We start from the raw sequence: 25,558 nt of genomic DNA, 5'->3' as shown, positions 1-25,558 counted from the left end.
ATGGCAACCGATACCGCTCCCCTTGCGAAGCCGCTCTGGCTGCTCGCCGAGTTGACTTACCGCTGCCCGCTGCATTGCGCGTTCTGCTACAACCCGGTGGACTTCGCCCGGCACGGCGAAGAACTCGATACCGAAGCATGGCGCGCGACCATCAGCGCCGCACGCGAGCTGGGCGCAGCGCAAATCGGTTTTTCCGGCGGCGAGCCGCTGCTGCGCGACGATCTGGAAGAACTCGTCGCCCATGCGCGGCAGCTTGGCTTCTATACGAACCTGATTACGTCCGGCGTCGGCTTGAACGTCGAGCGCATCGAGCGGCTCAAGGCGGCCGGGCTCGATCATATTCAGGTGTCGATGCAGGATTCCACGCGCGAACTCAACGACTTTCTCACGAGCACGCGCACGTTCGAGCTTAAGCGCAACGTTGCGCGGCTCGTGAAGGCGCACGGCTATCCCATGGTCCTCAACTGCGTGCTGCATCGGTTCAATCTGCCGCACATCGCGCAGATCATCGACATGGCGCTCGAACTGGGCGCCGATTATCTGGAGCTTGCAAACACGCAGTACTACGGCTGGGCCATGCTCAACCGCGATCAGTTGATGCCCACCGCCGAGCAGCTTTGCGAAGCCGAGGAGACCGTGAACCGGTATCGCGCCCGCATCGGCGATCGGTGTCGCATTCTGTTCGTCGTGCCCGACTACTTCGAGCAACGGCCCAAGGCGTGCATGAGCGGCTGGGGAAGCGTGTTTCTCGGCGTGGCGCCAGACGGCGCGGCGTTGCCATGCCACGCGGCGCGTTCGCTGCCGGGCCTCGTATTGCCGAACGTGCGCGACGTGCCGCTGCGGCAGATCTGGTACGAGAGCGAAGCGTTCAACGCGTTTCGCGGCGACGGCTGGATGCGCGAGCCCTGCCGCAGTTGCGACGAGCGCCACGCCGATCATGGCGGCTGCCGGTGCCAGGCTTATCTACTGACCGGCGACGCGGCCGCGGCGGACCCGGTGTGCGCGAAGTCGCCGCATCACGAGCGCATCGTGCAGGCCGTGGAATTCGCGAGACGGCCAACACGCAGTGACGAACGGCCAATTGTGTTCCGCAGCAAGCAGAACTCGCTCGCGCTTTGAGTGGAGAGTCGAAATGACGTCGGTCGTTGCGCGCATCGATCGTGGCGAGGGTCCGGTGTTCGGTCACTTCGCGTTTGGGCGGCGCGCCGCGATCGCCGGTGTGGTCGCCGGTGTGCTTGCGCTGCATGCCGCGCTGATTGCCGTGGCGCGGTGGGAGGCGCCGGCGTCGCACGCCATGCAGGTACGCATGAAGATCGTAGATGCTGTGCTGATAGCGCCGATCCCACTGGTCTCGCACAAGAGCGAAGAACCTGCGCGAAGGCCGTCGCCGAGTCGGTCTGTTCACCAAGCCGTCCGAAATGTGCCCGAGCCGCCGGTTCGAACGCGTCCAGCGGCCCGCGTGCATGCGCAAGACCTCACACCCATGACGCCGCCGCCAGCGGTACTACCGGACACACACGCTGCGTACGAAACCGCGACGCCAACGCAACGGATAGCAGAAGCGCAACCGCAACCCGCGCCCGCCGCACAGGCGCCCGCCACCAACACGCCACGCCGCATTGCCCATCTGGATTGCGCGCTCACGAAGCCCGACTATCCCGCGCAGTCCTTGCGCCGCGCCGAGGCGGGCACGGCCATCATCGAACTCGATACCGCGGCGGACGGCCATGTGGCCGCCGCGCGCGTGGCGACGACCAGCGGCTTCGCGCGGCTCGACGAAGCGGCGCGCGACGCGGCGCTCACGAGCCGCTGCCAGCCGTATGTGGAGGACGGCAAGCCGGCGCCGGCACGCGCCGACGTGCCGTTCACTTTCACCCTCAGCGAATGAAACGGAGGACCTCATGCCAACCTATGGAATCACGCACCTGTGGGCCCAGGGCGACCCGATGACGCGCTTCGTTGCGGCGCTGCTCGTAGCGATGTCGGTCGTGTCGTGGTCGGTGATCGTATTGAAGGCGTTCGAGTTCGCGCGTCTGCGCCGCCATGCAGGCTCTGCGCAAAGACGCTTCTGGGAAGCCAGCGCGGCTGACGATGGCATCGACGCCTTGGGCCGCCCCGGCACGCCGTTCTTCGAGTTGGCCAGCGCGGGCCAGCGCGCGCTCGCGCACCACGAGGCGAGTGGCGCTGGGCACCGGGGACGAGTCGATTTGAGCGAGTGGCTGCTGCGCAGCCTCAGGGCATCGGTGGGCGACAGTTCGACGCGTCTGCAGCGCGGTCTCGGGCTGCTTGCCTCGATCGGCAGCACGGCTCCGTTCGTCGGTCTGCTCGGCACCGTCTGGGGAATCTACCATGCGCTACTGGCACTCGGCGCGAGTGGGGACGCGAGTCTCGAACATGTTGCAGGCCCCGTTGGCGAGGCGCTCGTCATGACGGCGCTCGGCCTGTGTGTAGCGATTCCCGCCGTGCTTGGCTATCACACGCTCGCGCGTGTCTCGCGCGAAATCGTCGCGCAGCTCAACCGCTTCGCATACGGACTGCACGCGTTCCTGCTCACGGGTAGCGCACCAGTGCAGGCGGCAACGCTGAAGGAGCGGGTATGACCGACGATCGCGATCTGGACGACGAAGCGATGCCGGCAGCCGACATCAACATGACGCCGCTAATCGACGTGATGCTCGTGCTGCTCGTCATCTTCATGGTGACGTTGCCCGTTCTGCACCATGCCGCGAAGCTGGCGTTGCCGCGCGCGAGCAGTCAGCGCGAGGACCTGGCCGCACCGCACGTCGATATCGTCGTCGATGCGCTCGGCCACATGAGCTGGAACGCGCAGCCTGTTCAGGAGGCCAGCTTATCTGCGCGGCTGGCCGCCGCCGCGCGGCTTACGCCGCAGCCCGAAATCCGTCTCTCGGCCGATCGCGCGACGCCGTACGGGCGTGTGGCGAAGCTGCTCTCGGCCGCGAGTGCCGCGGGACTGGCAAAGGTCGGTTTCGTGACCGAGCCGGATGCGCCGCGACACGACTGAATGGCCAGCGACGGCTAGAGCTTCATGCGCTGTAGCACACGATCGTTGAGCACGAAACGATGAAAGAGTGCTGCGACCACATGCAGGCAGATGAGCGCGAACAGCACCCAGGCGAGCGCACTGTGAACGTCGCCCATGGCATGCCCGAACGACGAACCCGCAGAGGAGAGCGCGGGCAGGGGGATGGCGCCGAACAGCGTGACATCCCACGCGCGCGACGAGGCGTTGATCCACCCGAGCACGGGCACCGCGATGAGCAGGGCGTACAGGCCGAGATGCGTGAGGGCCGCCACGGCGCGCATGAACGGCGTCTGATCGTCGGGCGGTGGACGATGGGTCGCGCGCCAGACCAGACGGCAGGCCATTGCGGCAAGGAGTGCCGTGCCAACGCCCAGATGCCAGGCGATTTCGCCAACGGGGCGCGTGTCGCGGTGCACATCGGGCATGGTCCAGCCGATCACGAACTGCGCCGCCACGAGTGCGACGACGAGCCAGTGCAGCAGACGCGCAACGAGGTCGTAACGCGAGTCGGCGGTGATTTGCATGGACGCTCCTTGTGCAGAAATGGTCAGTTAAAAACCGCGATTCTAGAACGCCGAGATTAACGGATCATTAACTGCGCCGCTTATCGGGTGCCCTCAAAGCCATGTCCCGCCTTGCCGCTCGTTCGGCTCCTGCGCAAGCGCGTCGAAATCATGAATCCAGTCCAGATGATTCAGCACGCCTGCACGCGAGCCGAGCCGGGCGTTGCGCGCCTCGGCAGCGGGGCCATCGGGCAGATGCAGCACGTCCGCCGTGGTAATCGAAGCGTATTGCACCTTGCGCGTGCGGCCCCGGCGCAGGCGCTCGTAGGCTTCCTGCGCTTCGCGCCAGTTGCCCGGCCCGGCCTTCGCCAATTGGTCGGCCAGCACCACGGCATCTTCGATCGACTGGTTCGCACCCTGGCCGTGGTGCGGCACGAGCGCATGCGCGGCGTCGCCGATCAGCGTGATGCGGCCCTTACTCCAGCGGCCGAGCGGTGGACGGTGAAAGAGACCCCAGCGCTGGCTGATCGGCACGGCAGTGATCATCTGCACGACTGCCGGGTGCCAGTTCTTGAAAAGGCGCAGTTGCTCGCCTTCCTCGCCAGGCATGACCCACTCGCGCGACGGCCACGGCGAGGGATGGCGCTCCACCAGCAGGAAGTTCTGATCGCCCTTGTCGCCAATCGGGTAGTGCAGCAGATGGCCGCCCGGCCCGACCCAGAACTGGATGGTCTCGGGATCGGGCAGCAGGTCCATGCGCCCCGCCGGCACCACGCCGCGAAAGCCCGAGCAGCCCGAATACAGCACATCGTCGTAGCCCAGCATCCAGCGCCGCGTGATCGAGCGCGCGCCATCGGCGCCGATCACGAGATCGGCATCGACGCGTTCACCGTTGGCGAACGTCAGGCTCACGCGATCGGGATGCTGCGCGAGATCGACGAGTCGATGGCTGAGCTTGATGCGCTCGAGCCCGACCGCGCCCGACAGCACCGCTTGGAGGTCGGCGCGATGCACGCCCCAGTACGAGCCGCCGAATTCCCCGCGATAGTCCGGTGTGCCGTGATGATGGCCGATCACATCGCCGCTGCGTCCGTCACGATAGACGAGCCCCGGGACTTCCGCGCACACTTTTTCGAAGGCCGGACGCAGGCCCATGCGCTCGTAAAAGCGCGTGGCGTTGGCCGAGAGCGCGACGGCTGCGCCGACTTCGCGCAGTTCGTCGGTCTGCTCGAAGAGCTGCGCGTCGATGCCGTGCTCGCGCAGCGCGAGCGCCAGCGTAAGGCCGCCGATCCCGGCGCCGACGATCGCAATCTTCAGATCAGGTGATTTCATGACTGTGTCTCCGATATTCAGATTTATGGGGTCGGCTGGCGTGGGTACGTCACGCACACACCGTGTCCGTATTCTCAGCAGTCACTGTTCATTCCACAATAAAATGGAATGAATCTGCTTCATCACTGGACTGAATGAATGGAACTGGGCGATATCGACCTCAACCTGCTGCTGCTCTTTCATCGGCTCATGCGGGAGCGGCGCGTGGCGCGCGTGGCCGAGCAGATGAACATGAGCCAGCCCGGCGTGAGCAACGCGCTCGCCAAGCTGCGCCGCCTGCTGGGCGATCCGCTCTTTGTGCGCGGGCCTGGCGGCGTGGTGCCCACGCCGTTCGCGCTGCGCCTTGCGGACCCGGTCGCCCAGGCGCTCGCCACCCTGCACGGCGCGCTCAATCCCGTGACCGGCTTCGATCCGTTGCGCGCCACGCGCACCATGACGATCGGCATGACCGATATCGGCGAGGTCGTGTTTCTGCCCGCGCTGCTGGAGCGCCTCTCGCGTGCGGCGCCGGGCGTCGCGCTCAATACGGTGCGCAATACGGGCGTCAATCTCAGCGACGAGATGGCCGACGGGCGCGTCGATCTCGCCATCGGCTTGCTGCCGCAGCTCAAGGGCGGCTTCTACCAGCGGCGCCTTTTCGATCAGCGCTATGTGTGCCTTTTCAGGCGCGGTCATCCGCTGGAGAACGCGCCGCTCACGCTCGCGGCCTGGCGCGAGGCCGAGCATCTGGTGGTGGTGTCGGCCGGCACGGGGCACGGGCAGGTCGATGAATGGCTCAAGCGACGCGGCGTGAAGCGTCAGGTGCGGCTCTCCGTGCCGCACTTCATGAGCGTGGGCTATATCCTCGAACGCACCGACCTGATCGCCACGGTGCCGGAGCGCCTTGCGCTGCAACTCGCCAAGCCGTTTTCGCTGAGCCTGAGCGCGCTGCCCATGAAGCTGCCCGCCGCGCCCATTCATCTGCTCTGGCACGCGCGCGTGCAGCACGACGAAGGCAACCGCTGGCTGCGCGAACTTGTGATCGAGCTCTTCGCCGATGGGGGCGGGCAAGTCCGCAAATAAAGCGGCGCGCGCTTGAGCGGGGCGGGGTCGTCTTCGGCGGTCGATGAGTGAGCTAGCCGCCTACCTGAATTTGCCCGCGCGCTGTGTCGCGGCGGGCAACTGCCGCGTTTCGCGCACCGAGCGCGGATGCCACAAACGCGCGCCGCCTTCGATGCCACGATCGTTCGGTACGGTCGCCACATTCGGCGGCAGGTCGAACGTGAGGCGAGCCGCATTGCCGCCGCCAATCCACAGCTTGTCGTAGTGCACGAGCGATTCGAGTATGCCGATGATCTTCTCGACGCGCGCGTTCCAGCGCTTGTTGCCTGCCTTGCTGCGCGCGGCGTCCCCGATGTACTCGTCGTATGCACGCTTCCTGCTGACCGGATGATGTGCGAGTTCGAGGTGCGGCATCAATTCGCCGTCACGGAACATGGCCGTGCCTACGCCCGTGCCGAGTGTCATCACGAATTCGAGGCCTTGTCCTTCGATGGCGGCGAGGCCCTGCATTTCCGCGTCGTTGATCATGCGCACCGAGGGAATGGACAGGCGCTCGCCGAGCATCTGCGCAAGCGGCACGTCGTTCCAGTCATCAAGGCCGAGATGCGGCGCCGTGATCACATGATTGTTGCGCACGAAACCAGGGAAGCCGATCGACAGGTGCGTTGAAGGATAATGCTCGAGCAGCGGCTCGACGAGCGTAGCGAGCGTATCGACCAGCAAGCCGGGCGGGCATGGATGCGGCGTCGCCACGCGCACACGCTCCGTGCGCATGGTGCCGTTCGCGTCGATGATCGCCGCCTTCAGACCCGTTCCGCCTACGTCGATGGCGAGAATGTTTTCCATGTCCCGCGAGGTGTGCGTCGGGCTCGCCGCGCGCTTCACGGCAGTTTTCACAGCAGTTTTCACAGCGCTTTTCCTGACCGCATTTTCGATTTTGGCCATACGTTCTCCTTAGCTTTCTGGTTCACTTCTTCTTCGTTTGCGGCTGCGCGAGCGCGCGCCACGTCCGGCCGTCGCGCGCGAGCAGCGCATCGGCTTGCGGCGGGCCTTCGCTGCCCGCGGCGTAGTCGTACACGGCAATCGCGGCGTCGAGTTCCGGATGCAACACGCCATCCACCGTCGACCATGCCGCCTCGATGCCGTCGGCGCGTTGAAAGAGCGTCTGGTCGCCGAGCATGCAATCGTAGAGCAGCGTTTCGTAGCCGACGTTCGCGTGCTCCGCGAAGAAGTCGTCGTAATCGAACGACGAATGCACCGGGCCGATCTGCACGACCGGTCCCGGCGTCTTCACGTTGAAATCGAAGCTCGTGCCATGCGACGGATCGATACGCAGCGTCAGCACGTTGGGCGTGAGCGTATCGACTGGCGTGTTGCGAAAGAGGAGAAACGGCACGCGCTTCAACTGCACCGAAATCTCCGTGCGCCGCGCGGCCATCCGCTTGCCGGTACGCAGATAAAACGGCACGCCCGCCCAGCGCCAGTTGTCGATCTGCACGTGCGCGGCGGCATAGGTTTCGGTGCGGCTGTCTTCGGCCACGTTCGGTTCGTCGCGGTAGCCCACGCCCGCCGGGCCTTTTGCGTATTGTCCGAACACCACGTCGTCGGGCGTGAGCGGCTTGAGCGCCTCGAAGATTTCGGCCTTCTTGTTGCGCACCGCATCGGCATCGAACGAATTGGGTGGCTCCATGGCGACCATGGCGAGCAGTTGAAAGAGGTGATTGGGCACCATGTCGCGAAACGCGCCAGTCTGCTCGTAGAACTTGCCGCGGCCTTCCACGCCGATCACCTCCGAAGCCGTGATCTGCACGCTGTCGATGTACTCGCGCCGCCAGACGGGTTCGAACATGGCATTGGCGAAACGCAGCGCGAGAATGCTCTGCACCGTCTCCTTGCCGAGGAAATGGTCGATGCGATAGACCTGCGATTCTTTCGCGACACTCAGCAAGTGCTGGTTCAAGTCGCGCGCCGTTGCGAGATCGGCGCCGAAGGGCTTTTCGATCACGATGCGGCGGAACGCGTCGTTGCTGTCGTTGCCCTCGTCGAGCAAACCGGCCTTGCCGAGGCGCTCGATGATCGGCTTGAAGAAGCGCGCGCCCACGGCGAGATAGAACACGACGTTGCCGCGCGACTTGCCGTTCAGTTGCTGGGCGAGACGCTGATACGCGTTGTCGTCCTCGAATTCGCCCGCCATGTAGGTGAGGCGCTGCGCGACCCAGTCCCACGCTTTGTCGTCGAGCTTGCCGGCGTGGAAAGTGCTCGCCTTGTCGGCGGCGAATTTTTGCAGCGCGGCGTGCAGACCGTCGGACCATGCCTGTGTTTCGCGCTCGCCGTGATTCACGCCGATGATCTTCATGCCGTCGTCGAGCAGACGGTCGACGGCGAGGTTGTAAAGCGCCGGCATCAACAGGCGCTGGGTCAGATCGCCGCCCGCGCCGAAGATCACGAGCGTGCAGGGCGGCGCGGGATGCTTGCCGGCAGGCGAGGCGGGGGTGGCCGGTGCGCCCTGCGGATGCGCAGGCACTTTTGCACTGGGGGCCGCGCGGGAAGCCTCGCTGGAAGAATCGGGCTGGGTCTGTTTCGTCGACATGATTTCGCTTCAGTGGACCGAAATGAACACGGCAAGCAATTCCGATACCTCGACTGACCGAGTTTGCGCGCATTCGGTTCAATCCGCCATTGAAGGTGATTTGTAATATCGTGTGCGAAGGGCCGCTCGGCGCCGCGCGCATTGCGCGATTCGCAGTACCCTTACCGGCGCCGGCGCTTTGACCCATCTGAACCGACCCGAACTCGCTCGTCTTGCCCGCCGCCCTGTTTCCGGTATAATGAATGCTCGTTCGGCATATCGAACGAGAGAAGCAAAGCATCCAGAGTCGGACTGACCGACGCCAACCTGCCCTCCCGGGCAAGGTGGAAGCCCTCGAGGCGATGCGGCCGATTTACGGCAACGAAACGGGAGCAGCGTAGCTGGCACCGGTTCGATCAATCTTTATCCGGAGCCACTATGCGTCAAGATATCCCCGCCTCGTCCGCCTCGGTCTGTGAGGACCTTTCACACTGTCTTCCTGGCTTCACGCTCACGCATACCGTTCATCTGGTGTCCGGTCTGGATCTCGGCGTCGTTTCGATAGCCGCTGGGGTGCTCGACGGCGAACATGTGGCCGTCGACCGATGGGCGGTCACCCGTTGCGGCGACGTGCTCGAGCAAAAAATCGTATTTGGTGAAATGACCGAACGGCGAGCGGTGCGGCTGCGCGAACAACTCGCGGCCGTCGACGGCGTGTTGCGTGCAAAGATAGAGCATCATTTCGTTCGCGCCCGCTGAACCCGCAGGCTGGCGTCGCCGAGGCACGCATAGAGGAGCCAGGGGTGCCAGACAGCAGCTTTGAATCAGGGCAATGCCCGCAACCCCCGCGAGTCTTTGTCGCGGACATTGGCGGCTCATACGTCAGGCTCGGTGTATCAGACAGTCCAGGTAGCGTGCGCCTGCTCGAAAGCGTGCCGACGCCCGTCGACAGTTGGGAGGCGTTTGGCGCGACCCTCAAATCGCTTGCGGACCGTCATATCGGGGAGACCCGCTCGCCGCTCGTGATCTCGATGGCCGGAGCGATCGATCCCGCAAGCGGGGTGATTTGCTCGTCTAACGTCCCATGCGTCTCGGGTCGCGTGCTTGGCGCGGAGTTGACCTCCCGGCTGCGGCGGCACGTATACATTGCGAACGACGCTGACTGCCTCGCATTGGCTGAGGCCGTCGAGGGTGCGGGTGCGGGCCACGATGTCGTGTTTTGCGTGGTCCTCGGCTCCGGTGTCGGCGGCGGGCTCGTGGTGGGGGGCCGCGTAGCCGGCGGCGCGCGCGGCATTTCGGGCGAGTGGGGCCACGGGCTGCCTGTGAGCACGCACGTCGACCTCGACGGCGCAGGCCACGCGCAGCCCGTGAGCGCACTGCGTTGCGGTTGCGGCCGCATGGGCTGCGTCGACACCATCGGCGGGGCACGTGGCATGGAGCGGCTCAACGCGGTCCTGAACGGCGAACAGAAAGACAGCCGCACGATTCTCGACGACTGGCAGCGCGGCGGCGATCGCGCGCAGCGCGCCGTTTGCGCGTGGCTCGCACTCGTATCGGAGCCGCTCGCCGCTGTCATCAACATTACCGGCGCTTCAATCGTCCCGGTTTGCGGCGGACTTTCCAATGTGTCCCCACTCATTGATGCGCTGGATGCCGCAGTGCGTAAGCGCACGCTGCGGGAGTTTCGCGAACGCGTTGTGGTTCCCGGAACGTTCCGGCGTGACGGCGGCCTCGTTGGCGCGGCCATCATTGCGAGGCAGGGCGATGCTCGGGAGCCATAACGCGCCGGGAAACGCGCAGGAAAAATGGGCTTCCGACGCCTAAACTGATCTATGAAGCCAACCGGCTATCGATCGATAGCGGTCAGCGGCTATCGGGGTGAGCATCATGAAAGGGCATGGATTGTGCAGACTTCTGCTCGTGCTCGTGGCGCTATGCATCAGCGCCGGGGCGAGCGCGGGTAGAGGCGGCGGCTGGATGCACGGCGGCGGCGGCGGCTGGGGCGGTGGTGGCGGTGGCGGTGGCGGTGGCGGCTGGGGCGGCTACGGCGGCGGGAATCACAGCAGCGGCTGGAACGGCGGCTACCACGGCAGCTATGGCGGCGGCGGGTGGAATCACGGCGGTTATTACCATGGCGGCTACTACCGCGGCTATGGCTGGCATCACGGCGGCTACTATCACGGCTGGTATGGCTGCTGCGGTTCGGTGAGCGTCGGCTTCTACTTTGGCCCTGGTTTCGTCTACGGCTATCCGTTCTATCCGTACTACTATCCGACGTACATCGGAAGCGTCTATTACCCCTACGTATCAGGCGACTTCTCGCAGCCCACGCAGTGGATCGAACAGGGTCAGGGCGAAGCCCAGCAAGAGCCGCAGTACGGCGGCGGCAATATGTACGATCAAAACGAGCAGTATGGGCAAGGCGGCGGGCAAGGTGGGCAGGGCGGCGAGGCCCCGTACGGCGTCTGGTACTACTGCGTAGCGTCGCAGACTTATTATCCTTACGTGCGAACCTGCGCTGGCGGCTGGCAACAGGTCCCCGCGCGGCCACCTGACAGTTGAATGGCGGCGTGTCACACCACCGGGTAGCGCCCGGCGCCGGCGCGACGCGGCAACGCCGGCTCTCAAGTGATAAGCGTGTAAGGGTCCGCTTCCAGCGCGACGCCCGCACTGCGAATCACCTGCATGTAAGCAAACGTGTCGCCTACGGCGGCGCTGGCCTGCTCCGCGAGACTGCGTACATTCGCCGATCGTTCGGCGCTCGCCATCATGGATTCGAGTGCGTCGGCATGCACGAACCCGTGCGCTGCCGCCGCACTGAGAACCGCATCCAGGACACGCCGGGCTGCTGCCCGGGCATCGACCGAAGCGAGTGGGGCGCGGTAGGCGAGAAAGCCCGCCATCAGCAGGAATTCGGCCGGGCTGATATGGTGGCCATTGCCAACCGGCACGCCTTCCGGCATGTCGTGAAATCGCGACATACATTGCCTCCCGCTTTGGAGTGCTGTAAGTGCTGCTGCGGATGCCCCAAAAAATATAGTACAGAAAGCATCGCTCATGCCGACGATTGCAGTGTTCAACTGGCGTCCGCTTTTGTTAATCGGGTGTTTCGATAGGCGGGCGCAGACGTTTTTTCGCCGTGCCGCGCGGGCAAGTCGTAGTATTCTTGACCCGGGCAAAGCAGCGCTCCCGCTAGTGTCATGTATTTGTAGGCTTCGAGGACAAATTCACGATTTTCTCCGAGGGCATTCATGAAAACGCTGTTTCTGCAGGCACCTTCCTATGAGGGCTTCGATGGCGGAGCTGGCTCACGTTTTCAAACAAAGCGCGAGATCCGGTCGTTCTGGTATCCAACGTGGCTCGTCCAGCCGGCCGCGCTGGTCGAAGGCAGCCGTGTGGTGGATGCCCCCGCAGACGAGCTGTCACTGGAAACGACACTGGATATCGCTCAGGAATACGAACTGGTTATCATTCATACGAGTTCACCCTCGTTCCAGAGCGACGTTCAGTTTGCCGAGCACCTGAAGCGGCGCAAGAGTTCGATCCTCATCGGCATGATCGGCGCGAAAGTGGCGGTCGATCCGCATGGATCGCTTACCGCGAGTGACGCGCTCGATTTCGTCTGCCGCGAAGAATTCGACTTTACGTGCCGCGAAATTGCACAGGGTCTACCGTTCGAATCGATCCTGGGCCTGAGCTATCGCCTGCCCGACGGCGGGATCACGCACAACGACGCGCGGCCGATTCTCGAAGACATGGACCAGCTTCCATTCGTCTCGCCAATCTACAAGCGCGACCTCACGCCCGAGCATTATTTCAGCGGCTATCTCAAGCATCCGTATCTGTCGCTCTACACGGGGCGCGGCTGCAAATCCCGCTGCACGTTCTGCCTTTGGCCGCATACGGTCGGGGGGCACCGCTATCGCACGCGTTCGGTCGCGCACGTGCTGGAAGAAGTGAAATGGATTCGGGACAACATGCCCGAAATCAAGGAGATCATGTTCGACGACGACACGTTCACGGATCTGAGGCCGCGAGCCGAGGAGATCGCGCGCGGGCTGGGCAAGCTAGGCGTGACGTGGTCGTGCAATGCCAAGGCGAACGTGCCGTATTCGACGCTCAAGGTGATGAAGGACAACGGGCTGCGGCTTCTGCTCGTGGGCTATGAATCCGGTGACGACAAGATTCTCGTGAACGTCAAAAAGGGCTTGCGTACCGATATGGCGCGCCAGTTCAGCGAGGATTGCCGCAAGCTTGGTATCAAGATTCACGGGACCTTCATCCTCGGTCTGCCGGGCGAGACGCACGAGACGATCCAGAAGACCATTCAGTACGCAAAAGAGATCAATCCCCATACCATTCAGGTGTCGCTCGCCGCGCCTTATCCGGGTACGGTGCTTCATAAACAGGCCGTTGAAAATGGTTGGCTGAACGATACCAAGGTCATCACGCTCATCAATTCGTCGGGCACCCAGGCTTCGACGATTGGCTATCCGCACCTCTCGCGCGAAGAGATCTACCTTGGCGTCGAAGAATTCTACAAACGCTTCTATTTCCGGCCCTCGAAGATCTGGGAAATCGTCCGCGAAATGCTGATGAGCTGGGACATGATGAAGCGGCGCCTGCAGGAGGGCGCGGAGTTCTTCCGGTATCTCCGGGCGCGCAAGGTCTGAGACGCCCGCTCCAAAAAAAACGCCCGGGATTCCGGGCGTTTTTTTTACTCCGATCACTCCAGATCGCGTGTTTCCAGCTCCACGGACTGGCCCCCGTTTTTCTCCAGCGCGTGGCGCGCGGCCAGTTCGATGCTCGGGCGGTTCGCCTCGAACGCGCTCAACAGCGCATGCGCCGATGTGCCGGTGTTGCCGAAGCGGTCGTTCAGCGCGTCGAGCGATACGCTGCACCATACCGGGCGGTTGTCCACGTTGGCTTCGAACGCTACGCGCGCGGCAGCCACGGCGTGACGGCGACTCGTGAATTCGATTCTCATCCTGGTCCTCCGTGAGTTTCCTTGTTACAGGGTAGAGCGTGGCGCGGCTAATGTTGAGTTCTTTTTGCGGCTATTTCGCTTGAGCGCCGCTGGCCGGGTCGCTGCGCATCATCTTGTCGTTGGTGGCGGGCCCCTTGGGCTTCTTTACCGGCATGTTGTCGGGGTTGGATGCGCTCGCGGCGCCTGGAGCCGCTGCAGGCGGCTTCGCCATCGGCGCGACAGGCGCCTGCGCGGCCGTTTGTGCCTGCGCGCTGGCGGGCAGGCAGGAGGCCGCTATCGGGACGCAGGCGATCGCGCCCCAGACAAGAGCATGACGTGCCTTCATGGCTTCTCCGTTCATTTTCGTCGTGATGATTCCGCGGGATGTCGCGAATCGCATGCCCGAAAGCTCCGGTTAGACCCCGGCCATGCCAGGGTTATGGCAGGAGATCTAGAATGAAATCGTGAGTGTAAAGGAGACCGTAATAACGTCATGGATACACAAGCGAAGACATTCGAGGAATTGCTGCAGCGGGAATATCGGCACGGCTTCGTTTCGGACGTGCAGTCGGACACGTTGCCCCGCGGTCTATCCGAGGACGTGATCCGTCTAATCTCGGAGCGCAAGCAGGAGCCGGAATTCATGCTCGAATGGCGGCTTGCCGCCTACCGGCATTGGCTCACGATGAGCGAGCCGCATTGGGCGAGCATCGAACACCCGCCGATCGACTTTCAGGACATCGCCTACTATTCCGCGCCGCATACGCAGGCGAACCGGCCGAAAAGCCTCGACGAAGTCGATCCGGAACTCCTGCGCACTTACGAAAAGCTCGGCGTGCCGCTGCAGGAGCGCGAGATGCTCGCGGGCGTGGCCGTGGACGCGGTATTCGACAGCGTGTCCGTTGCCACGACGTTTCGCCGGCAGCTGGGCGAGCTGGGCATTGTGTTCTGTTCGTTCTCGGACGCGGTGCGCGACCATCCGGATCTCGTGCGCCAGTATCTAGGCTCGGTCGTGCCGTACACCGACAACTTCTTCGCGACGCTCAACTCCGCGGTATTCAGCGACGGTTCGTTTTGCTATATCCCGCCGGGCGTGCGCTGCCCGATGGAGTTGTCCACGTACTTCCGCATCAACGCGCGCAACACGGGCCAGTTCGAGCGCACGCTCATCGTGGCCGACAAGGGCGCATACGTGAGCTACCTGGAAGGCTGCACGGCGCCGATGCGCGACGAAAATCAGCTGCATGCCGCCGTGGTGGAACTCGTCGCACTGGAAGGCGCACAAATCCGCTATTCGACGGTGCAGAACTGGTATCCGGGCGACGCGCAAGGACGCGGCGGCATCTACAACTTCGTGACGAAGCGCGGCGACTGCCGCGAGGCCAACGCCAGGATTTCGTGGACGCAAGTCGAAACGGGCTCCGCGATTACGTGGAAATATCCGAGCGTCATTTTGCAGGGCGACAACTCGATCGGCGAGTTCTATTCGGCGGCGCTCACCAACCACTATCAGCAGGCCGATACGGGCACGAAGATGGTTCATATCGGCCGCAATACGCGCAGCACGATTCTCTCGAAGGGGATTTCGGCTGGCCGAGGCAAGAACGCTTATCGCGGGCTCGTGAAAATGGCGCGCTCGGCCGAGAACGCCCGCAATTACACCCAGTGCGATTCGCTCTTGCTCGGCGATCGATGCAGCGCTTTCACGTTTCCGTATATCGAAGTGAAAAACCCGAGCGCGAAGGTCGAACACGAAGCATCGACGTCACGCATTGGCGAAGACCAGTTGTTCTATTGCCGGCAGCGCGGGCTGACCGAGGAGGACGCGGTGTCGATGATCGTCAACGGCTTTTGCAAGGACGTCTTCAAGGAATTGCCGATGGAATTCGCCGTGGAAGCGCAAAAGCTTCTGGGTGTGAGCCTGGAAGGCAGCGTAGGTTGAGAGGGAGAGCCGTATGCTGGAAATTCGCAATCTGAATGTCGAAGTAGAAAGCAAGCCGATTCTGCGCGGTGTGGATTTGCGCGTGAATGCGGGCGAGGTTCACGCGATCATGGGGCCGAATGGCTCCGGCAAAAGCACGCTCGCCCATGTGCTGGCGGGGCGCGAGCAATACGTGGTCACGGGGGGCAGCGTGCAGTACGACGGCTGCGACCTGCTCGCGCTTGCGCCCGACGAACGCGCGCGACGCGGGCTCTTTCTCGCGTTTCAGTATCCGGTGGAAATACCGGGCGTGAGCAATATCTATCTGCTCAAAGCCGCGCTCAATGCGCAGCGCAAACATCGTGGTGAGGCGGAACTCGACGCGATGGATTTTCTCGCGCTAGTGAAGGAGAAAATGGCGGCCATGGAGATGAAGGAGGACCTTTTGTACCGCGGCGTGAACGAAGGGTTTTCGGGCGGCGAGAAAAAGCGCAACGAGGTGCTGCAAATGACGGTGCTGGAGCCGCGTCTCGCCATTCTCGACGAGACCGACTCCGGGCTCGATATCGACGCGCTGCAACTCGTCGCACGCGGCGTGAACCAGATGCGAAGCGCAGACCGCGCGATCGTGCTCGTGACGCACTACCAACGCCTGCTCGACTACATCGTGCCGGACCAGGTGCACGTGCTTTCGCAGGGGCGCATCGTGCGATCGGGTTCGCATGAACTTGCGCTCGAACTGGAGCGCAAGGGCTACGGATGGCTCGGCGAGCCGGATGCCGACGCACCGGCAGGTGGGCCGGGCCCTGGCACGCAACACACGGCAGCCGCCAGGGAGCAGCGATGAGCGAATCAACGCGCGAGCATTACCGCGACGCCTTCCGCACGATGGCTGGAATGCTGGCCGGCGTCGAGCTGCCCTGGCTGCGCAAGGCAAGGCGGCACGCGTTCGACCGGTTCGAAACGTTGGGCTTTCCCGGCACGCAACTGGAAGCGTGGAAATATACCAACGTGATGGCCATTGCGAAACCGCATTGGCATTTCATGCCGTCGGACGGCGAGCAGACGGACTATGCCCGCCTGATCGACGACCTCGTGCCCGCCGATGCTGGCGGCCGTATCGTGTTCGTGAATGGCCGCCACGCGCCGAAGCTCTCGTCGCTGCCGCCTTTACCAGAAGGCGCGTTCGTTGGCACGCTAGCGCAGGCAATGAGAAGGATTCCTGACCGGATAGAATCCATCATGGCGCGCCGCGCGCCCGAGGACGGCTTTGCCGCGCTCAACGGCGCATTTCGCAGCGACGGTTATGTGGTCGTGCTGCCGCCAGGCTGCGCGCTGGACTGGCCGCTGCACGTGCTGTTCTTTAGCAGCGAGGCCGCGCTCGCCATGCATCCGTTCAACGCAGTGGTGGCGGAGCGCGGGGCGCGGTGCTCGATTGTCGAGCAGTTCGCAGGTATCACCGACGAAGCCTATTTCGTCAATACCGCCACGGAGATCGTCGCCGACGAGGAGGCAGACGTTCAGCATTGCCGTATTCAGCAGGAGGCGCGCAGCGCGTTTCATATCGCACATGTAGGCGTTTCGCAGCAGCGCGCCAGCCACTTCACCTCGCACTCGTTTGCGTTTGGCGGCGCGTTGTCGCGCACGCAGATCGATACACGGCTCGATGCGGAAGACGCCCAGGCCGATCTGAACGGCTTGTATTTCGTGAGCGCGAGGCAGCACGTGGATCATCACACGCGCATCGACCATGAGATGCCGCGAGGCACGAGTCGCGAATACTATCGCGGCGTACTCGACGGCGCCTCGCATGGCGTGTTCGATGGCCGCGTGATCGTGCACCAGGACGCGCAGCAGACCAACGCACACCAGGGCAACGACAATCTGCTGCTCTCGCGCAACGCCGCGATCGACACGAAGCCGCAGCTGGAAATTCACGCCGACGACGTGAAATGCACGCACGGCGCGACCGTTGGCCAACTCGACGAGAGCCCGCTCTTTTACTTGCGTTCGCGCGGCATTGACGAGCGCATGGCGCGCGCGCTTCTCGTGTGGTCGTTCGCGCGCGTGAGCGTGGATCGCGTGGAAAGCGCCGCGCTGCGCAGCCGGCTCACGCAACAACTGCTTGCGCGCTTGCCCGGCGGCGAATACCTGCGAGGACTGTCATGAATCTACTCGAACCGGTGAGCATTCCCGACGCCGAAACGGTTATGGGTTGGCGCCGCGACTTCCCGATTCTGCGCGAAAGCGTGCATGGCAAGCCGCTCGTGTATCTCGACAACGCCGCGACCACGCAGAAGCCTGCGAGCGTGATCGCAGCCGAGCAGGCCTACTACGAGCATGACAACGCCAACGTGCATCGCGGCGTGCACTTGCTGTCGCAACGTGCGACCGATGCCTATGAAGGCGCCCGCGCACGCATTGCGCGTTTCCTGCATGCGGCGCACGAGAACGAGATCGTGTACACGCGCGGCACGACGGAAGCGATCAATCTGGTGGCGCAAAGCTACGCGCGGCCGCGACTTCAGCGCGGTGACGAAGTGCTCATCACCGCGATGGAGCATCACTCGAACATCGTGCCGTGGCAACTCGTCTGTGCGCAGACGGGCGCGCTGCTGAAGGTGGCGCCGATCGACGACGACGGCACGCTCGACCTCAACGCATACGAACGCCTGCTCGGCGCACGCACGCGCATGGTGGCCGTAGCGCATGCGTCGAACGCGCTGGGAACCGTCAATCCGGTTGCCAGGATGATCGAGCTTGCGCATGCGCGCGGCGTGCCGGTGCTGGTCGATGGCGCGCAGGCGATTGCGCATCTTCCCGTGGATGTGGCCGCGCTCGATTGCGACTTCTACGCGTTCTCGGGTCACAAGGTCTATGGCCCCACTGGCATTGGCGCACTGTATGCAAAATCTGCGTTGCTCGAGGCCATGCCGCCATGGCAGGGCGGTGGCGACATGATCCGCTCGGTGACGTTCGAGAAGACCGAGTACAACGTGATTCCGTGGCGATTCGAAGCGGGCACGCCGAATATCGCGGGCGCGATCGGTCTGGCGGCGGCGCTCGACTACGTGAGCGCGATTGGCCTGGAAGTGGCACTGCGGCAAGAGGCCGATCTGCTCGTCTATGCGGACGCTGCATTGCGTGAGATGCCCAATGTGAGAATGATTGGGACTGCGAAGGAAAAGGTGGGCATTCTCTCGTTCGTCATGGCGAACGCACACGCACACGACATCGGCACGATTCTCGATCAGTATGGCGTGGCGGTACGTACGGGTCATCATTGTGCGATGCCGGTGATGGAGCGCTATGGCGTGCCCGCTACCGTGCGCGCTTCGTTTGCGCTGTACAACACGCGTTCCGAAGTCGACGCGCTGCTGGACGGCCTCGCGCGCGTAGAGGAGTTATTTCCGCTATGAACGACTTGCGCGACCTGTACCAGGAAATGATTTTCGACCACTACAGGCGGCCGCGGAACTGTCGCGCCGTGCCTGGTGCAACGCATAGCGCCGAAGGGTATAACCCGTTGTGCGGCGACCGCGTCACGTTGTATCTGCGTATCGAGGACGGGGTGGTCAAGGACGCCGGCTTCGAGGGCGCGGGGTGTGCGATCGCAACGGCGTCGGCTTCGTTGATGACGGAGGCGCTCAAGGGCCGCACGCAAGCGGAAGTCGAAGCGCTGTTCGAACGCTTTCACGCGATGGCGACGGCGCCATCGGACCGGCTGGTCTCGTCCGAAGGGCTTGGCAAACTCGCGGTGCTCGCGGGCGTGCGCGAATTTCCGGCGCGCATCAAATGTGCGACGCTCGCGTGGCACACGCTGCACGCCGCGTTGCGCGACGAGCGTGGCACTGTGTCAACCGAATGAGGCTGCGCGTGCCTGGAGGCAAATGACGATGGATACGCAAACGACGGGCAACGACCTGCGCGAACGAGTGATCGACGCGCTGCGCTCGGTGTTCGATCCGGAGATACCGGTCAACATCTACGATCTGGGGCTCGTCTATCAACTGGACGTGGACGCCGAAGCGGGCAGCGTGACGATTCACATGACGCTGACCGCGCCCGGTTGTCCGGTTGCGCAAACCTTCCCGGGGACGGTCGAAGAGTGCGTGAATGACGTGGAAGGCGTGAGCGCGACGCATGTGGAACTGGTCTGGGATCCGCCGTGGACGAGAGCGCGCATGTCAGAAGCGGCGCTCCTGCAACTGGGAATGCTTTGACATGGCCGACTGGGTGGACGTGGCGCCATACGCCGAGTTTCAGCCGGGTTCGGTCCGCAGCGTCGATGTGGACGGCACGCAGGTCGCCGTATTCAATCTCGAAGGGACCTGCTATGCAATCGAAGATACCTGTCCGCACGATGGCGGTGTGCTCACGGGCGGCGAAGTGGAGGGCGACGAGGTGATCTGCCCGCGGCACGGTGCGCGCTTTTGCATCAAGACGGGGAAAGTGCTCGCGCCGCCCGCGTATGAGGACGTCGCGGTGTTCGCGGTGCGTGTGGAAGCAGGTATGGTGCAGGTGCGGGATACGCGCTGGGACGAGGGATTTTCCTGAGCGAGGAATCCACGTCGACGCCTCACGCGCAGTTGTCAGCGGCATAATGGATACGCGGATTGGCGCAATGGCGACTTGCACCGCTCACGCCTGTCTCCGCGCTTTGCATGCGTTGCAACTATCGAGAGGCATCCATGAAGGCTCTGTTCCATCTTGCAGCGGCGGCCGCGGCAGGCACGCTCGTCATGTTTTACCTGGACCCGGTTTCCGGCCCACGTCGCCGCGCGCGGTTGCGCACCACGCCGTTTTCGCGCCATGGCGGCCGTGCGAACGCTCACGGCCATGCGGCCGAGCTTGGCGTAGATGGCGAACTGGCGGGTCCTGGCGGCGGCATTGGCACTGCGCCGTGAGTGTGTCCGGCGAGCGCCTTGTGCGCGGAGCGGGCGTGTAACGGGCGCATATTGCGAAGCAAATCGCAGAAGGAGTCCCCCATGTCCGCACTTTTACCCGACCTGAACAACCGCGTTGCGCTCGTGACCGGCGGCTCGCGCGGAATCGGCCGCGCCATTGCCATTGCGCTGGCTTCGACTGGCGCGGCGGTTGCCGTGAATTACCGGCAGCGCGCTGACGAAGCGGGCCAGGTCGTCGCGCAGATCGAAAGCGCGGGTGGCCGTGCACTCGCGGTGCGCGCCGATGTGTCGTCGGCAAGCGACGTCACTGGCATGATCGGCGAGATCGAGCGCGGCCTCGGCGCGATCGACGTGCTCGTGAACAACGCGGGCACGGGCACGTTCAGCGACATCGAATCGCTTACGGAAGCGGAATTCGACCACACGCTCGCCGTCAATCTCAAGTCGGCGTTTCTCTGCACGCAAGCGGTATTGCCCGGCATGCGCGCGCGGCGCTGGGGCCGCATCGTCAATCTTTCGTCGGTCGCCGCGCGCGGCGCGGGTCTCGTCGGTGTTCACTACAACGCTTCGAAAGCGGGCCTCGAAGGCTTGACGCGCGGTTACGCTTCGCGCGTGGCGCGAGACGGGGTGACCGTGAACGCCGTCGCGCCAGGGCCCATCGATACCGAAATGGCCGCGCCGCTGAAAGCCGCGAACGTCGCCGATCGGCTGCCCGTTGGCCGCCTCGGTGAAGCCGACGAGGTCGCACAGGTCGTGCTGATGGTGATCGGCAATGGTTTCGTCACGGGGCAGACCATCGCGGTAAACGGCGGCGTCAGCTTCATCTAACGTACGCAGCCCATTTCACCTTGTTTGCTAACCGGCGCGTGAGTGTCGGTCAATCTTCATACCTGAATCCAAGGCCGATTTCGTCGATTCAGCGCCAATTCAGTGCCACGTCAGCTTCAAACTTTCCAATCGAAAATATTTCGTAAGGAGTCTGACGCTGAGCATTCATACCCCGATGCTCTAATCCTCATGCCGTGTGGCCTCCGCATTCAGCTGGCATGAGCGCGACGATGCGGGCTGCATAACGCCTTTTTCTCCGGCTTCACGGTGATCCCGACAATACGAAATCAACCAGGAGCCGAATATGCAATGGCGTTACGTCGCAGTTGGTTCGCTCACAGCCGCAGCACTCGCATCGACAGTTGCGTGGAGTGCTGGTGACGATCACGACAAGAATCATCCGGAACACGGTCACACCGCCACCCCGATCAAGCACCTGGTCGTGATTTATGGCGAGAACGTTTCGTTCGACCATTACTTCGCGACTTATCCGCATGCGACCAACCCGTCCGGCGAGCCTGCATTCAAGGCGCAGCCTGGCACGCCCGAAGTGAACGGTCTTACCGGCACGCTGCTGACCAAAAACCCGAACGACACGAATCCGGGCAATGGCGCGGGCGCGGCCAATCCGTTCCGTCTGGATCGCACGCAGGCGGCCACGGCTGACCAGAACCACGCCTATACGGCCGAGCAGCAAGCCTACGACGACGGCCTGGCCGACCTCTTCCCGAAGTACACGGGTAATGGCACGAGCGGCGGCGCCGGCGCGTTTGGCACGAAGGGCCAGGTGATGGGCTATTACGACGGCAACACGGTCACTGCGTTGTGGAACTACGCGCAGCACTTCGCGATGAGCGATAACGCCTATACGTCGACCTACGGACCGTCGACGCCCGGTGCGCTCGAAGTGGTCTCGGGGCAGACCAACGGCATGAAGGTTGTGCTCACAACGAAGCAGCCTTCGACCGCCGGTTCGTACTATGTGAACGACGGGCAGGGTGGCTTCACGATGATCAATGACGTCGATCCCGCCAACGACCTCTGCTCGAGCACGACCGACACGGCGCAGATGACCGGCAAGAATATCGGCGACCTGCTGAACGCGCGCAATGTCTCGTGGGGCGGCTTCATGGGCGGCTTCAACCTCGCGACGACGAACAGCAACGGCACGACCGGCTGCAAGCGCAGCACGCTTTCGCCGGTGGTCGGCGCGTCTACGGCCGACTATATTCCGCACCACAACTGGTTCCAGTACTACGCGTCGACCTCAAACCCGCAGCATCTGCGTCCGAGTTCGCTCGCCGCAATCGGGCACACCGAGGGCAAGAATGGGAACGCCGACCCGGCGAATCACCAGTACGATACCGACGACTTTTTCAATGCGGTGAAAGCGGGTAATTTCCCGTCGGTGAGCTTCCTCAAGGCTCCGGCCTATCAGGACGGCCACGCGGGTTATTCGGATCCGCTCGACGAGCAGGCCTTCGTCGCGAAGGTCGTGAACTTCCTGCAGGAACAGCACGACTGGGAAGATACGGCCGTTATCGTGGCATGGGATGACTCGGACGGCTGGTACGACCATGCGTACGCGCAACCCACTCGCGCTTCGTACGATAACGTGGCCGACCAGTTGACCGCGGCCGGCATCTGCGGCACGGGTTCGGCGCCGGCCGGCTTGAGCGGCAAGCCCGTGAACGGCCGCTGCGGCCCGGGCACGCGCATCCCGTTCGTCGTGATCTCGCCGTGGGCCAGGGAAAATTACGTCGACCATACCCAGATCGACCAGGCTTCCGTGGTGCGTTTCATCGAAGACAACTGGCTTGATGGTCAGCGCATCGGTGGCGGTTCGTTCGATGCGACGGCAGGCAGCATCATGGGCCTGTTCGACTTCGACCGCCGCGGCCGCGGCCACGACGACCGCAGGGTGTTCCTCGACCCGGCGACGGGCGTGGTGGTCGACAAGGCACCGAAGGTCTAACAGCTTAGGATGGCTGATCGTTGAAGCCTGACAAAAGAAGCGCGCCCCTGCAAGATTCGTCAAGCAGGGGCGCGCTTGATTTTCAGCAGATGATCAGGCGGGGTGGGAAGCGTGCCCGTGATCGCCAAGTCCGTGCTTGTCGTCGTATTCGCGTGAAATATCCTTATTCGTGTAATCCCCCATGCGCCAGGCGGCGAGCAGACTGATCACCGCGCACACGGCGATATAGACCGCAATCGCGTAACCCGTGCTGTAGTACGCGAAGAGCGCAGTGGCGATCAACGGCGCCGGGCCGCCCGCAATCACGGAAGCCAGCTGATACCCGAGCGAGGCGCCGCTGTAGCGCAGCCGCCCCGTGAACGATTCAGCGATGAACGCAGCCTGCGGACCATAGAGCATGGCGTGCGGCACGAGCGAAAGCACGACGGCCGTGACAATCCACGCCGGGTTCCTGGTATCCACCATCCCGAAGTAGATAAAGCCGAAAATGCCCACGGCCACTGCGCCGATCATGTACATGCGCTTGCGTCCGATCAGGTCGGACACGTGCCCAAAGAACGGAATGGTCACGAACTGCAGCACAGCAGCCGCCAACACCGCGCTGAGCATGAGGTCACGCGAAACGTGCAGCGTCTTCACGCCATACGTAAAGACGAAGGCCGTGTAGATGTAGAACGGCGCCTGTTCGGCCATGCGCGCCAACGCCGAAAGGAGAATGTCCTTGGGTTGGCGGCGAATCACTTCGAGCATCGGCGTTTTCTCGATCTTGTTCTCGGCGAGGAGCTTCGCGAAGATCGGTGTTTCGAGAATGTTCAGGCGGATATACAGGCCGATAGCGACGAGCACGATGCTGAGCAGGAACGGCACGCGCCATCCCCACGTCATGAAGCTGTCGCCGGAGAACCGGCTTACGACGAGCACCACGAGATTGGCGATAAAAAGTCCCGCCGGCACGCCGAATTGCGGCCAGGAAGCGACGAAGCCGCGGTGTGAATTGGTGCGCGCCCATTCCATCGACATCAGGACCGAGCCGCCCCATTCGCCGCCCACGCCCACACCCTGAATGAAGCGCAGCACCGTGAGCAAAACGGCGCCCCAGATGCCGATCGACGCATAGGTCGGAACAAAGGCCACGGCGAACGTGGCGACCCCCATCAGCAGCAAGGTGACGATCAGGGTGGCCTTGCGGCCGACGCGATCGCCGTAGTGGCCGAAGATAGCCGCGCCTACCGGCCGGGCGATGAAGCCCACGGCATAGATGAGAAAGGCCTGCAAGGTGCCAACGAGCGGGTCGGATTCAGGAAAGTACAGCTTCGCGAAGATAAGCCCGGTGACTGTACTGTAGAGAAAGAAGTCGTACCATTCGATCGTCGTGCCGATGGTGCTGGCAATCACAGCGCGGCGCAACTGGCGATGAGCGTCTTCCTCCGAAAGGAGCGGGGCTCCTGGTTGATCGGCATTCATTTCGCACCCCCAAGGCAAGCGCGATATGGCCAACGCAAAATGCATGGCCTGGGCTCCCGGTGGTGCGCAAAAAACGTGCCCCAATTCGCCGGGATGATGACTTCGCCGGATCAGGTGGCAGTGATACGTCCCTCGCTAGCGCTCCATCCTGATTGGCATGGGTTGAGACGTTGTTATACAAGTAGATCGTATATCACGTTGTGACGCAATGCGCTTGTTTTGAATGAAATCGCCATGTGGCAGTGCATCACCGACGACGGAGACGCGATGACCCTTTATCCATCCTCGCAGGCGCTCAGCCCTTCCGACTATGTTGCGCGGCATCTGCAGAATTTCGCCTCGTCTGCGCCAGCTTCGGCGATCGGGGGAGGACATCCGCAATGGATCGTGTGGAATGAGCGCGTATTCGTGATCGCGGGCGTTCTGTTCGTTGTACTAATATGTATTGGCGCGCGCCGGGACAAGTCGGCGCTGTTTACGCTAATCCCAGGGGTGTCGTTCGGCCGGCGTCTTTACGTCTGGTGGTCCTGCGCCTGGCGTCAGTGGCTCGCAAGCGCGCTGCTCTTCGCGGTTGGCTTTTTCGTCTTGCGCCTCTCGCTCGGGAAGATCGCCACGCCGCTCATGGCGTTCGCCGCGAATCGGGTTCCACACGATATCGCGCAATCGTCGCCGGCGATTTCGCTTGCGATTGCCGGCATGCCCTTCATCGTGCCCGCGCTGGTTTATGTTCTGCTCAGCCTGCCGCTCGCGGGGTACATGGTGCGCCGCGGGTTGGCCGCGCACGCCATGCCCGCGCCCCGCCATTTCGGCTTCTGGCGCGCAACGCTGCTCGGCTTGACTACGTATGCGTGGACGCTGCCAGGCAGCCTCGCTATCGCCAATGTTGGCATTTCCTCTTTGCATCCACTCGCAGATGCACTGCGCGCGATCCTGCTCGTGGCCTGGGGCATGTATATCGTGTTGCCGCGCCAGGCACGCAGCGTCGCGCGCCTGGCCTCCTCTGCGTAGC

General features: G+C 63.4%; 28 protein-coding genes and 1 riboswitch. Of the genes, 20 read left to right on the top strand and 8 right to left on the bottom strand.

Annotation, left to right across the window (positions count from 1 at the left end):
- From pqqE to L0U83_RS27295, 4 genes are read left to right on the top strand one after another with little or no spacing between them, the layout of a single operon-like run.
- Positions 1–1,119, top strand: coding sequence for a pyrroloquinoline quinone biosynthesis protein PqqE (pqqE, locus tag L0U83_RS27310; RefSeq protein ID WP_233887269.1), 1,119 nt, complete (start codon positions 1–3; stop codon positions 1,117–1,119).
- A 13-nt stretch (positions 1,120–1,132) separates the two neighbouring features.
- Positions 1,133–1,888, top strand: coding sequence for an energy transducer TonB (locus L0U83_RS27305; protein WP_233887268.1), 756 nt, complete (start codon positions 1,133–1,135; stop codon positions 1,886–1,888).
- 13 nt (positions 1,889–1,901) lie between these two features.
- A complete protein-coding gene (locus L0U83_RS27300; protein WP_233887267.1) occupies positions 1,902–2,600 on the top strand; it encodes a MotA/TolQ/ExbB proton channel family protein in 699 nt (232 codons plus the stop codon).
- Positions 2,597–3,022 (top strand): ExbD/TolR family protein, encoded by a 426-nt coding sequence (locus tag L0U83_RS27295; RefSeq protein WP_233887266.1) that lies wholly within the window; start codon positions 2,597–2,599, stop codon positions 3,020–3,022. Before L0U83_RS27300 ends, L0U83_RS27295 begins: the two co-directional genes overlap by 4 nt.
- A 14-nt stretch (positions 3,023–3,036) precedes the next feature.
- Here L0U83_RS27295 and L0U83_RS27290 read toward each other — a convergent pair whose 3' ends face one another.
- Both L0U83_RS27290 and L0U83_RS27285 read right to left on the bottom strand, forming a co-directional pair.
- Entirely contained in the window at positions 3,037–3,567 is a 531-nt protein-coding gene (locus L0U83_RS27290) for a cytochrome b (RefSeq protein ID WP_267939521.1), read from the bottom strand.
- A gap of 93 nt (positions 3,568–3,660) precedes the next feature.
- Positions 3,661–4,878, bottom strand: coding sequence for an FAD-dependent monooxygenase (locus L0U83_RS27285; RefSeq protein WP_233887265.1), 1,218 nt, complete (start codon positions 4,876–4,878; stop codon positions 3,661–3,663).
- Between the two features lie 138 nt (positions 4,879–5,016).
- Between L0U83_RS27285 and L0U83_RS27280 the strand changes: the two genes are divergently transcribed.
- A complete protein-coding gene (locus L0U83_RS27280; RefSeq protein ID WP_233887264.1) occupies positions 5,017–5,940 on the top strand; it encodes a LysR family transcriptional regulator in 924 nt (307 codons plus the stop codon).
- Between the two features lie 60 nt (positions 5,941–6,000).
- Here the strand turns inward: L0U83_RS27280 and L0U83_RS27275 are convergent, their stop codons facing one another.
- Both L0U83_RS27275 and zwf read right to left on the bottom strand, forming a co-directional pair.
- Positions 6,001–6,765 (bottom strand): ROK family protein, encoded by a 765-nt coding sequence (locus L0U83_RS27275; protein WP_233887904.1) that lies wholly within the window; start codon positions 6,763–6,765, stop codon positions 6,001–6,003.
- A gap of 121 nt (positions 6,766–6,886) precedes the next feature.
- Complete coding sequence (gene zwf / locus L0U83_RS27270) at positions 6,887–8,509, bottom strand: glucose-6-phosphate dehydrogenase (RefSeq protein ID WP_233887263.1); 1,623 nt, start codon at positions 8,507–8,509, stop codon at positions 6,887–6,889.
- A 271-nt stretch (positions 8,510–8,780) separates the two neighbouring features.
- Positions 8,781–8,884: riboswitch (SAM-I-IV-variant riboswitch) on the top strand.
- A gap of 42 nt (positions 8,885–8,926) precedes the next feature.
- Here zwf and L0U83_RS27265 point away from each other — a divergent pair.
- From L0U83_RS27265 to L0U83_RS27255, 3 genes are all read left to right on the top strand, one after another.
- Positions 8,927–9,247, top strand: a complete 321-nt coding sequence (locus L0U83_RS27265) for a hypothetical protein (RefSeq protein ID WP_233887262.1) — start codon at positions 8,927–8,929, stop codon at positions 9,245–9,247.
- Positions 9,248–9,291: 44 nt separating this feature from the next.
- Positions 9,292–10,269, top strand: coding sequence for an ROK family protein (locus L0U83_RS27260; protein WP_308445079.1), 978 nt, complete (start codon positions 9,292–9,294; stop codon positions 10,267–10,269).
- 106 nt (positions 10,270–10,375) lie between these two features.
- Positions 10,376–11,050: a hypothetical protein gene (locus L0U83_RS27255; protein WP_233887260.1), complete on the top strand. Its 675-nt coding sequence runs from the start codon at positions 10,376–10,378 to the stop codon at positions 11,048–11,050.
- A gap of 62 nt (positions 11,051–11,112) precedes the next feature.
- On the opposite strand, the gene L0U83_RS27250 is transcribed toward L0U83_RS27255, so the two are convergent.
- The gene (locus L0U83_RS27250; RefSeq protein ID WP_233887259.1) at positions 11,113–11,469 is read right to left on the bottom strand and encodes a hypothetical protein; all 357 of its coding nucleotides are present in this window, start codon (positions 11,467–11,469) and stop codon (positions 11,113–11,115) included.
- A gap of 270 nt (positions 11,470–11,739) precedes the next feature.
- On the opposite strand from L0U83_RS27250, the gene hpnJ reads away from it, so the two are divergent.
- Positions 11,740–13,161, top strand: coding sequence for a hopanoid biosynthesis associated radical SAM protein HpnJ (hpnJ, locus tag L0U83_RS27245; protein ID WP_233887258.1), 1,422 nt, complete (start codon positions 11,740–11,742; stop codon positions 13,159–13,161).
- 53 nt (positions 13,162–13,214) lie between these two features.
- Here hpnJ and L0U83_RS27240 read toward each other — a convergent pair whose 3' ends face one another.
- Complete coding sequence (locus L0U83_RS27240) at positions 13,215–13,475, bottom strand: DUF1488 family protein (RefSeq protein WP_028204289.1); 261 nt, start codon at positions 13,473–13,475, stop codon at positions 13,215–13,217.
- 70 nt (positions 13,476–13,545) lie between these two features.
- Entirely contained in the window at positions 13,546–13,800 is a 255-nt protein-coding gene (locus tag L0U83_RS27235; protein ID WP_233887257.1) for a hypothetical protein, read from the bottom strand.
- Positions 13,801–13,947: 147 nt separating this feature from the next.
- Here L0U83_RS27235 and sufB point away from each other — a divergent pair, with 147 nt between their 5' ends.
- The 10 genes from sufB (at position 13,948) to L0U83_RS27185 (ending at position 23,085) form a co-directional block, all read left to right on the top strand.
- Entirely contained in the window at positions 13,948–15,396 is a 1,449-nt protein-coding gene (gene sufB, locus L0U83_RS27230) for a Fe-S cluster assembly protein SufB (RefSeq protein ID WP_233887256.1), read from the top strand.
- 13 nt (positions 15,397–15,409) lie between these two features.
- Positions 15,410–16,222 (top strand): Fe-S cluster assembly ATPase SufC, encoded by an 813-nt coding sequence (gene sufC / locus L0U83_RS27225; RefSeq protein ID WP_233887255.1) that lies wholly within the window; start codon positions 15,410–15,412, stop codon positions 16,220–16,222.
- Positions 16,219–17,544, top strand: coding sequence for a Fe-S cluster assembly protein SufD (sufD, locus tag L0U83_RS27220; RefSeq protein ID WP_233887254.1), 1,326 nt, complete (start codon positions 16,219–16,221; stop codon positions 17,542–17,544). The genes sufC and sufD overlap by 4 nt, the downstream gene beginning before the upstream one ends.
- A complete protein-coding gene (locus L0U83_RS27215; protein WP_308445078.1) occupies positions 17,541–18,794 on the top strand; it encodes a SufS family cysteine desulfurase in 1,254 nt (417 codons plus the stop codon). The genes sufD and L0U83_RS27215 overlap by 4 nt, the downstream gene beginning before the upstream one ends.
- Positions 18,791–19,243, top strand: coding sequence for a Fe-S cluster assembly sulfur transfer protein SufU (sufU, locus tag L0U83_RS27210; RefSeq protein ID WP_233887253.1), 453 nt, complete (start codon positions 18,791–18,793; stop codon positions 19,241–19,243). The genes L0U83_RS27215 and sufU overlap by 4 nt, the downstream gene beginning before the upstream one ends.
- Positions 19,244–19,271: 28 nt before the next feature.
- The gene (locus tag L0U83_RS27205) at positions 19,272–19,598 is read left to right on the top strand and encodes an SUF system Fe-S cluster assembly protein (protein WP_233887252.1); all 327 of its coding nucleotides are present in this window, start codon (positions 19,272–19,274) and stop codon (positions 19,596–19,598) included.
- A 1-nt stretch (position 19,599) separates the two neighbouring features.
- Positions 19,600–19,932, top strand: coding sequence for a non-heme iron oxygenase ferredoxin subunit (locus L0U83_RS27200; protein WP_233887251.1), 333 nt, complete (start codon positions 19,600–19,602; stop codon positions 19,930–19,932).
- Between the two features lie 134 nt (positions 19,933–20,066).
- Positions 20,067–20,282, top strand: a complete 216-nt coding sequence (locus tag L0U83_RS27195) for a hypothetical protein (RefSeq protein ID WP_233887250.1) — start codon at positions 20,067–20,069, stop codon at positions 20,280–20,282.
- 81 nt (positions 20,283–20,363) lie between these two features.
- Positions 20,364–21,110, top strand: a complete 747-nt coding sequence (locus L0U83_RS27190) for an SDR family NAD(P)-dependent oxidoreductase (protein ID WP_233887249.1) — start codon at positions 20,364–20,366, stop codon at positions 21,108–21,110.
- Between the two features lie 304 nt (positions 21,111–21,414).
- The gene (locus tag L0U83_RS27185) at positions 21,415–23,085 is read left to right on the top strand and encodes a phospholipase C (RefSeq protein WP_233887248.1); all 1,671 of its coding nucleotides are present in this window, start codon (positions 21,415–21,417) and stop codon (positions 23,083–23,085) included.
- 93 nt (positions 23,086–23,178) lie between these two features.
- Here L0U83_RS27185 and L0U83_RS27180 read toward each other — a convergent pair whose 3' ends face one another.
- Positions 23,179–24,549, bottom strand: a complete 1,371-nt coding sequence (locus L0U83_RS27180; protein WP_233887247.1) for an MFS transporter — start codon at positions 24,547–24,549, stop codon at positions 23,179–23,181.
- Between the two features lie 267 nt (positions 24,550–24,816).
- Here L0U83_RS27180 and L0U83_RS27175 point away from each other — a divergent pair, with 267 nt between their 5' ends.
- Positions 24,817–25,557, top strand: a complete 741-nt coding sequence (locus L0U83_RS27175) for a hypothetical protein (protein WP_233887246.1) — start codon at positions 24,817–24,819, stop codon at positions 25,555–25,557.
- Position 25,558 lies beyond the last annotated feature (1 nt).

It is taken from the genome of Paraburkholderia flagellata, from assembly GCF_021390645.1.
In the GTDB taxonomy this organism is placed as follows: domain Bacteria; phylum Pseudomonadota; class Gammaproteobacteria; order Burkholderiales; family Burkholderiaceae; genus Paraburkholderia; species Paraburkholderia flagellata.
The sequence above is the reverse complement of the archived record's forward strand: the minus strand, read 5'-3'. Positions and strand labels throughout refer to the sequence as shown.

Bases quoted from the DNA above. Each gene is read 5' to 3' on its own strand.
- zwf (WP_233887263.1), bottom strand. From the start codon at position 8,509: ATGTCGACGAAACAGACCCAGCCCGATTCTTCCAGCGAGGCTTCCCGC.
- sufU (WP_233887253.1), top strand. From the start codon at position 18,791: ATGAACGACTTGCGCGACCTGTACCAGGAAATGATTTTCGACCACTAC.
- L0U83_RS27290 (WP_267939521.1), bottom strand. From the start codon at position 3,567: ATGCAAATCACCGCCGACTCGCGTTACGACCTCGTTGCGCGTCTGCTG.
- L0U83_RS27265 (WP_233887262.1), top strand. From the start codon at position 8,927: ATGCGTCAAGATATCCCCGCCTCGTCCGCCTCGGTCTGTGAGGACCTT.
- L0U83_RS27205 (WP_233887252.1), top strand. From the start codon at position 19,272: ATGGATACGCAAACGACGGGCAACGACCTGCGCGAACGAGTGATCGAC.
- L0U83_RS27275 (WP_233887904.1), bottom strand. From the start codon at position 6,765: ATGGAAAACATTCTCGCCATCGACGTAGGCGGAACGGGTCTGAAGGCG.
- L0U83_RS27235 (WP_233887257.1), bottom strand. From the start codon at position 13,800: ATGAAGGCACGTCATGCTCTTGTCTGGGGCGCGATCGCCTGCGTCCCG.
- L0U83_RS27215 (WP_308445078.1), top strand. From the start codon at position 17,541: ATGAATCTACTCGAACCGGTGAGCATTCCCGACGCCGAAACGGTTATG.
- L0U83_RS27240 (WP_028204289.1), bottom strand. From the start codon at position 13,475: ATGAGAATCGAATTCACGAGTCGCCGTCACGCCGTGGCTGCCGCGCGC.
- L0U83_RS27280 (WP_233887264.1), top strand. From the start codon at position 5,017: ATGGAACTGGGCGATATCGACCTCAACCTGCTGCTGCTCTTTCATCGG.
- L0U83_RS27185 (WP_233887248.1), top strand. From the start codon at position 21,415: ATGCAATGGCGTTACGTCGCAGTTGGTTCGCTCACAGCCGCAGCACTC.
- L0U83_RS27200 (WP_233887251.1), top strand. From the start codon at position 19,600: ATGGCCGACTGGGTGGACGTGGCGCCATACGCCGAGTTTCAGCCGGGT.
- L0U83_RS27255 (WP_233887260.1), top strand. From the start codon at position 10,376: ATGAAAGGGCATGGATTGTGCAGACTTCTGCTCGTGCTCGTGGCGCTA.
- L0U83_RS27250 (WP_233887259.1), bottom strand. From the start codon at position 11,469: ATGTCGCGATTTCACGACATGCCGGAAGGCGTGCCGGTTGGCAATGGC.
- L0U83_RS27175 (WP_233887246.1), top strand. From the start codon at position 24,817: ATGACCCTTTATCCATCCTCGCAGGCGCTCAGCCCTTCCGACTATGTT.
- hpnJ (WP_233887258.1), top strand. From the start codon at position 11,740: ATGAAAACGCTGTTTCTGCAGGCACCTTCCTATGAGGGCTTCGATGGC.
- L0U83_RS27295 (WP_233887266.1), top strand. From the start codon at position 2,597: ATGACCGACGATCGCGATCTGGACGACGAAGCGATGCCGGCAGCCGAC.
- L0U83_RS27190 (WP_233887249.1), top strand. From the start codon at position 20,364: ATGTCCGCACTTTTACCCGACCTGAACAACCGCGTTGCGCTCGTGACC.
- pqqE (WP_233887269.1), top strand. From the start codon at position 1: ATGGCAACCGATACCGCTCCCCTTGCGAAGCCGCTCTGGCTGCTCGCC.
- L0U83_RS27195 (WP_233887250.1), top strand. From the start codon at position 20,067: ATGAAGGCTCTGTTCCATCTTGCAGCGGCGGCCGCGGCAGGCACGCTC.
- L0U83_RS27180 (WP_233887247.1), bottom strand. From the start codon at position 24,549: ATGAATGCCGATCAACCAGGAGCCCCGCTCCTTTCGGAGGAAGACGCT.
- sufD (WP_233887254.1), top strand. From the start codon at position 16,219: ATGAGCGAATCAACGCGCGAGCATTACCGCGACGCCTTCCGCACGATG.
- sufC (WP_233887255.1), top strand. From the start codon at position 15,410: ATGCTGGAAATTCGCAATCTGAATGTCGAAGTAGAAAGCAAGCCGATT.
- L0U83_RS27285 (WP_233887265.1), bottom strand. From the start codon at position 4,878: ATGAAATCACCTGATCTGAAGATTGCGATCGTCGGCGCCGGGATCGGC.
- L0U83_RS27300 (WP_233887267.1), top strand. From the start codon at position 1,902: ATGCCAACCTATGGAATCACGCACCTGTGGGCCCAGGGCGACCCGATG.
- sufB (WP_233887256.1), top strand. From the start codon at position 13,948: ATGGATACACAAGCGAAGACATTCGAGGAATTGCTGCAGCGGGAATAT.
- L0U83_RS27305 (WP_233887268.1), top strand. From the start codon at position 1,133: ATGACGTCGGTCGTTGCGCGCATCGATCGTGGCGAGGGTCCGGTGTTC.